Raw genomic sequence first — 7,235 nt, 5'->3', positions numbered from 1 at the left:
CGAAGTTGTTTCAAATTCCGCTTTTGCCGTCACGGCTGCGGCTCAGGGTCCGCTACACCGTTCGGTATAAGAAAACCCCTTTCCCGGTCCAACCTCAAACGTACGGGGTTTACCGAAACCTTACGATTTTTTTTATATGAACCGATTATTATATTGTCTCAACTGGTGCGGGTCAATCCTTTATCATGGCGGCCGGGATTTTGTCGGCCACCACCGGCGGCCCATGGCCGGAGCATCCCGCTGCTGTTTTCAGGGAAGGTTTTGTTGTTCAATTACCTTGCATTACCGTATGCTCTGTGGGAGATTTAGGTGGGGTCCGTGGCCAATGCTCCTTGCCGGCCGGCCCATATCGGCCGGCTGTAACGAAATAATCAAAGGCAGTGCCCGGCGGGGCAGGGGCGGTACTGGCGGCGATTTTCAGATAAACTAGCTGCAACTCGGGAGGCGTGACAATGGACGAGATTAAACGTATTTTGGTGCCAGTGGATTTTTCCGAAAATTCGGACAAGATCCTTGATTCAGCGGTTTTTATCGCCGACAAGTTCGGGGCGGAGCTGGAGGTGGTCTTTGTGGTGCAGAGCTTTGACGATTACTCCGGGTTCTTTGTTCCCCATATGCCCATGGCCCAGTTTGAGGGCGAAATGGTGGCAGCGGCGGAAAAGAAGATGACCGAGTTCCTCGGCTCCCGCCGGGTCAAGACGACCACGGTCCTGATCGGTGACGTGGGCGAGCAGATCGTCGGCCATGCCAAGGAGACGGGCGTTGATCTGATCGTGATGGGCACCCACGGGTACAAGGGGTTGGAGCGGGTCATGTTCGGCAGTGTTGCCAACAAGGTGGTCAAGTCAGCCCCCTGTCCGGTGATGACCATCAATCCTGATGAACTGGTAACAACCCGAAAGGCTTCCAATGCCACCCAATAAAATCAACAAGTTACAACATGACACACGTCCGTCGAGCGGGTTGTTGCGAGACCGACAATCCTTATCAAGGCAAAAGCTAACGCCGGCGGAGCAGGGCCAGCAGGCCGGCGGGACCGGCGGCCGGGATGGGGACTCTGGTAATTGTCGAGACATCTGTCCCGGCCGTTGCCGGGAAGGCATGGCGGAAAAGGGTCTCCACGCTTACCCCCGGAAAGGCGTAAAGCTGCATTTCCCATGGCCATGGCCCCGGCGAAACCGTATCGGCCAGCGCCTTCTCCCAGGCGGCGATTGCCTGGTCAGGTTCCGGTCCGTCCGGATCACCAGGGGTTCCGGTCAATGTACCAATGGCCGGGCCGGCCTGGATCCGGAAAGCGGCGCGCAGGTCAATATAGGCCGCGATGTCACCACCTGTTGCGGATATATCTCCGGGATCGGGCAATGGCAGGGTGAAGCGCAGCACCGGCGGGTCGTTGCGTAGTTTTTCATAGGCCGCCAGCAGGGGATCCGCCGCCTCGAACCGGCCGGTGGCAAGAACCTGGGGCTGTTCCGGGTCGGTATCGGCAAGATACAAGCGGGCAAAGGCCTTGACCCGTTGCCGGACAACGGCCCCCGGCGTCACAAGGGCCGGTTCCCGCCATTCCCGGTCATCTTCGCCGGCCCGGCCCCTGAGGGCGTCGAGCAGGTCGCGTTCGCTGCCGGCAACCGCGGTCAGCCCCGCGGCAATCTCCTGTTCCTCGCGGTCCAGGGTTTCGGCCAGCCGGAGCAGGACCCGGGCCTGCCATAGTTCCCCTTGCCGGGCGCTTACGACCTTGTCCGGGGAGCGGGTCAGGGCGGCCCGCAGCCGGGTGCTGGATGCCTCGTCCCGGTCACCGGCCAGGGCGGTGGACAGGACGGCCAGGGCCAGGGTGCCGAGTTGACCGGCCCGGCCCTGTTTATGCTGTTCCAGCTCCCGGATCAGACCATGGAACCGGTCCAGTTCATTGCCCAGGGGGGCCGGCGGATAGGCGCGGCAGAGGGATCCGGGCAGGCCGGCCGCCGGGTCCGGTTGGCCCGCGGGATCTGGTTCGGCCGGAAGATAAAGGATCAGTTTTTCGAAAAAGAACAGGAGCTGACGGACAATATCACCGCTTGGCGCGGTATCGGGAAACAACAGCGCGGTCATTGGATTCATATGCAAAAACTCAAGGAAAAGGTTTCATTGGCCCTGGTCATACTGGCCTATCTCATCTTCAACTTTCGTTATACCCCGGGCCGGCCGGTCGACTCCCTGGCAGCCACCGTGGTCCAGATACTGACCACGGCCCCCTATGTGATCGGGGCCACCTTTCTGGTTGTCTACTTCCTGCGGCGGGTCTCCGGGGCCCGTCTTTCCTGGGACCGGATGCTCCGGATCTACTGCACCCTGGGGATTATTACCGGACTCCTCTTTGCCATTAACGAACACCTGACCAGGGGTTAGTCACCGGATCAGCGAATTGTCCCCGTGGCAGCCGGCCCGAACGGTGATGTTGGGCAGGACCATGGATCTCCGGCCCAGCAGGGTGCCGGGGCTGGTTACCGCGTTGCAGCCGGTCTGGACCTGGTCGCCGAGAATGGCGCCCAGTTTTCTGAGGCCGGTGTCCACCGGTCCGTGCGGGGTCTTTATCAGTATCGTGCCCTCGGTAAAACGCAGGTTGGCCAGTTTGGTGCCAGCCCCCAGGTTGACGTCATTGCCCAGGATGCTGTCTCCGAGATAGGCGAAATGGCCGGCCTTGGCCCGGTCCAGGAGGATGGCGTTCTTGACCTCGGTGGTATGGCCCAGCACGCAGCCGCGGCCGGTAAGGCAGAAGCCGCGCAGGTAGGCCCCCTGGCGGACCTCGGTATGATCGCCCAGGATAACCGGCGACTTGATCAGGGCGCCCGGTTCAACCAGCACCCCGGCCCCGAGTTTGATCCTGGAGCCCATCAGCACCGCGCCGGCCATGATTACACTGGCGCCGGCCAGCAATGTCCGGCCGTCAAGGACCTCAAGCCCGCCCTTGGTGGTGTCCCCGAATTTGATGGTCAGCCCCTGGGCATCGATAAAGGAGCCGTGATGGAAAATAACGGTCCGGGCCAGGGGCGCGTCGGCCGGGACAAGATTCCGGTCCAGGGGTGGATAGCTGGAGTTTTCCAGATAGGGGCCGAGCAGGGTCAGGGGCTCCCATGCCCGGGCCCCGGATGGAAACAGATCGCCATGGGCAAAGTCGGCAAGATCGAAAAAGGACGCCGCGGTCAGCATGCTCGCTCCGGAGGATAGTGGTTCTTAAAAACAGGCTTATGGATACCTGCCCATAATGGAGTAATTGCTCGATTTATTCAAGCAGAAAAAAGGCGGCTGATGCCGGCCGGTCACCCTTGACTTCAGGGTTGCCGATGCTTAACTTTTGATCACTTTTTGTCATTATTTCTACCGCGTTGTGTTTTTTTCTTTTGTCGCGGCCGGAATCATGCTAAGCGGTAGGTTCAAGGGGCGCGGTTGCCGAGGGCCTGGGCGTGCCGCCATTACATATTACATACTGGAGGTTGTTGTGGGACTGAACGATTCAATGAGTGCCGGCATGGACGATTTCACCGAACGGCAGGATTTTGATATACCGGAAGAGCTGCCGATGATGGCGGTCCGGGATGTGGTGGTTTTCAATTACATGATCATCCCCCTGTTCGTGGGCCGGCCGACCTCGGTGGCCGCGGTCAACGAGGCCCTGGCCAAGGACAAGCTGCTGATGCTGGTGACCCAGAAGGATGCCACCAAGGAGGAGCCGGGCCAGGAAGATCTGTACCAGGTGGGCATGGTGAGCATGATCATGCGGACCCTCAAGCTGCCGGACGGCCGGCTCAAGGTACTGGTCCAGGCCCTGTCCAAGGCCCGGATCAGGGAGTATGTCCGGGAGGACCCCCATTTCTCGGTCAAGATCGAGGTGGTCGAGGAGCAGGAGATCGACGAGATCACCGTGGAGACCGAGGCCCTGATGCGGACGGTGCGCGAGCAGACCGAGAAGTTGATGTCCCTGCGCGGGGTGCTTTCGTCTGACCTGGTGATGATCATGAACAACATCGAGGAGCCGGGCCGGCTGGCCGACCTGGTCGGTTCCAACCTCCATCTCAAGGTGGCTGAGTCCCAGTCGGTCCTGGAGACCTTTGGCCCGATAGAGCGGTTGAAGCTGGTTGCCGAGTTTCTCCGCCGCGAACTGGAGGTCTCCACCATGCAGGCCAAGATCCAGTCCGAGGCCAAGGAGGAGATGAGTCGCTCGCAGCGGGAGTATTATCTCCGGGAACAGATCCAGGCCCTGAAAAAGGAACTGGGTGATGTGGATGACCGATCCCAGGAACTGGAGGATCTGCGGGTCCAGTTTACCAAGCGGCGGATGCCGCGGGTGGTCAGGGACGAGGCCTTGAAACAGCTCAAACGGCTGGAGGTGATGCACCCTGATGCCTCGGAGGCATCGATTATCCGGACCTACCTCGACTGGCTGCTGGATGTGCCCTGGCGCAAATCGAGCCGGGACCGGCTTGATCTGAAGATGGCCAAGAAGGTGCTGGATGCCGATCATTACGGCCTGGACAAGGTCAAGGAGCGGATCATTGAGTATCTGGCGGTGCGTAAGTTGAACAAGTCCACCAAGGGGCCGATTCTCTGTTTCGTCGGTCCTCCCGGGGTGGGCAAGACCTCGCTGGGTCAGTCAATCGCCCGGGCCCTGGGGCGCAAGTTTCATCGGCTGTCACTGGGCGGGATGCGCGACGAGGCCGAGATCCGTGGCCACCGGCGGACCTATATCGGCGCCATGCCCGGCCGGATCATCCAGGGGTTGAAGGTAGTGGGCACCAACAATCCGGTATTCATGCTCGATGAGATCGACAAGGTGGGGGCCGACTATCGGGGCGATCCCTCGTCAGCCCTGCTGGAGGTCCTTGATCCAGAGCAGAATTTCAGCTTTTCCGATCATTACCTCAACCTGCCCTGCGATTTGTCCAAGGTGATGTTCATCACCACCGCCAACCTCACCGACACCATCCCGCGGCCGCTGATGGACCGGATGGAGGTTATCCGGTTGTCCGGCTACACCCTGGAGGAGAAACTGGAAATAGCCCGCCGCTACCTGCTGCCCCGGCAATTGAGCGAGAACGGGATCACCGAGCGCCAGATCAAACTGGGTGAAGAGATGATCAGGAAGATCATCACCCATTATACCCGTGAATCCGGTCTGAGAAATCTGGAGCGGGAGATCGGCAAGGTCTGCCGCAAGGTGGCCCGGCGGGTTGCCGAGGGCGGAAAAGGACCTTATACCATCTCCAACCGGACCCTGGACAAGTATCTGGGGCCGCCGGTTTTTCTGCCCGAGTTCGAGCAGGAGGCCATTGATCAGCCGGGTCTGACCACCGGCCTGGCCTGGACCGAGGTGGGCGGCGAGATCCTCTATGTGGAAACCATGGTGATCAAGGGCCGCGGCAATCTTACCCTTACCGGCCAGCTGGGTGACGTGATGAAGGAATCGGCCCGGGCCGCCCTGAGCTACTGCCGGTCCCGCCAGGAGGACCTGGGGGTGGCTGAGGATTATTTCGAGGGGATTGATATCCATGTCCACGTGCCGGCCGGGGCCATACCCAAGGACGGGCCTTCGGCAGGGGTGACCATTGCCACCTCCCTCTATTCCGCCCTGTCCAAACAGAAGGCCGCCTCGGGAATTGCGATGACCGGCGAGATTACCCTGCGCGGCCGGGTACTCCCGATCGGCGGGCTCAAGGAAAAGGCGCTCGCCGCCTTGCGGGCCGGGATCAAGACGGTGATTATTCCGGATCAGAACAAAAAGGACCTGGCCGATATCCCCAAGGATATCCGGGCCCAGATGCAGTTCATCCCGGTAAAGCACATGGACGAGATTCTGGCCCTGGTGTTTAAGGATTTCAAGAAACGCAGGAAAGCGCTCATAATGAAGAAAAAAGCAATGGCCGGTAAAAAGAAGAAGACCGGGTAAACGCTTACAGGCCGGTGGTTTCCGTAAATTTACAGTCCCTGAAGAACGGTTGCGATCAATTACGGTAAGGGCATGGACCGGGACCTCTCCACGTCGGATGAAACGAAAACTGGCGGAAACGCGGCCGCGGCGCCGCCCTCTTTTTTAAAGTGGATCCTGCCCTTTCTGGTGGGGATTCCGCTTCTCTGGGCGGTCTGGCTTGCCTGCCATGCCTTTATTCCGGTCAATGGCGGGCCGGTCACGGTGGTCATTCCCCAGGCCACCGGCCTGGCCCGGATCGAGAAGATCCTGGCCGCCCATGGGGTGATCCGCGGGAATACCCCCTTGGTTATCCTGGCCGCGATCACCGGCAAGGGCCGTCGGCTCAAGGCCGGTGAATATCTTTTTCCGGCCGGCCGGACACCGCTCCAGGTGCTTGATCTGCTCGTCTCGGGCCGGGTCTTATACCGGCCGGTGACCATTCCCGAGGGGATGAACCAATATCAGGTGGCGGATATCCTGGCCAGGGACGGCTGGGTGGACCGGGACCGTTTCCTGGCCCGGTGCCGCGATCCCGGGTTTATCCGCAAACTGGGCCTGGATGTCAATGACCTGGAGGGATATCTTTTTCCGGACACCTATCTGCTCTCCCGCGGCCAGCAGGATGAGGGCGGAATCATCAGGCTGATGGTGGCCGGGAACCAGCGGGTCCTTGCCCGGCTTCTCGAACAGTACCCGCAAGAAAACGGTATGTCCCGGCACCAGATTCTCACCCTGGCCTCGATCGTGGAAAAGGAGACCGGCCGGCCCGGGGAACGGCCGCTGGTGGCCCGGGTTTTTCTCAACCGGCTCCGGTTGGGGATGCGTCTCCAGGCCGATCCGACGGTGCGTTACGGTCTGTTGTTGAGCCGGAAGGAGTGGGGGCGGTTGACCCGGCAGGACCTTGAACAACCGACGCCGTACAATACCTATCTGATCAAGGGACTGCCGCCCGGGCCGATCTGTAATCCGGGCCGGGCGGCCATTGCCGCGGTACTGGCGCCGGCCACGGAGTCCTATCTCTATTTTGTCGCCAGGAACGACGGCAGCCATTATTTTTCCAGGAGCCTGGCCGAGCATAACCGGGCCGTGGCCCGTTATCAGAAGACAGGGAGATGACAGAGGACGGAAAAAACAGTGGACAGTGGGCGGTGGACGGTGAAGAAAGTTGATGAACTCGTAACAACCCGAAAGGCTTCAAATGCCACCCAATAAAATCAACAAGTTACAAGACGAATCACGTCCGTCGAGCGGGTTGTTGCGAGACCGACAAAGTTGATAGTTATTCGTTATTTGTTAA

General features: G+C 60.2%; 6 protein-coding genes. 4 read left to right on the top strand and 2 right to left on the bottom strand.

The window, feature by feature from the left end; all coding sequences use genetic code 11:
* Nucleotides 1-452: 452 nt before the first annotated feature.
* On the top strand, nucleotides 453-923 hold the full coding sequence (locus L3J03_06170; protein MCF6290562.1) for a universal stress protein: 471 nt from the start codon (nucleotides 453-455) through the stop codon (nucleotides 921-923).
* Between the two features lie 76 nt (nucleotides 924-999).
* On the opposite strand, the gene L3J03_06165 is transcribed toward L3J03_06170, so the two are convergent.
* Complete coding sequence (locus L3J03_06165) at nucleotides 1,000-2,094, bottom strand: hypothetical protein (GenBank protein MCF6290561.1); 1,095 nt, start codon at nucleotides 2,092-2,094, stop codon at nucleotides 1,000-1,002.
* On the opposite strand from L3J03_06165, the gene L3J03_06160 reads away from it, so the two are divergent.
* Nucleotides 2,095-2,382, top strand: coding sequence for a hypothetical protein (locus L3J03_06160; protein MCF6290560.1), 288 nt, complete (start codon nucleotides 2,095-2,097; stop codon nucleotides 2,380-2,382).
* Here the strand turns inward: L3J03_06160 and L3J03_06155 are convergent, their stop codons facing one another.
* Nucleotides 2,383-3,183: a hypothetical protein gene (locus L3J03_06155; protein MCF6290559.1), complete on the bottom strand. Its 801-nt coding sequence runs from the start codon at nucleotides 3,181-3,183 to the stop codon at nucleotides 2,383-2,385.
* A gap of 307 nt (nucleotides 3,184-3,490) precedes the next feature.
* Between L3J03_06155 and lon the strand changes: the two genes are divergently transcribed.
* Both lon and mltG read left to right on the top strand, forming a co-directional pair.
* Entirely contained in the window at nucleotides 3,491-5,917 is a 2,427-nt protein-coding gene (lon, locus tag L3J03_06150) for an endopeptidase La (protein MCF6290558.1), read from the top strand.
* Nucleotides 5,918-5,989: 72 nt separating this feature from the next.
* Nucleotides 5,990-7,054, top strand: a complete 1,065-nt coding sequence (gene mltG / locus L3J03_06145; GenBank protein ID MCF6290557.1) for an endolytic transglycosylase MltG — start codon at nucleotides 5,990-5,992, stop codon at nucleotides 7,052-7,054.
* The last annotated feature ends 181 nt before the right edge of the window (nucleotides 7,055-7,235 follow it).

Source organism: Desulfobacterales bacterium (genome assembly GCA_021647905.1).
Lineage (GTDB): Bacteria > Desulfobacterota > Desulfobulbia > Desulfobulbales > BM004 > JAKITW01.
Note: the sequence above shows the minus strand (reverse complement) of the source record. Positions and strands in the feature narration are given on the sequence as shown.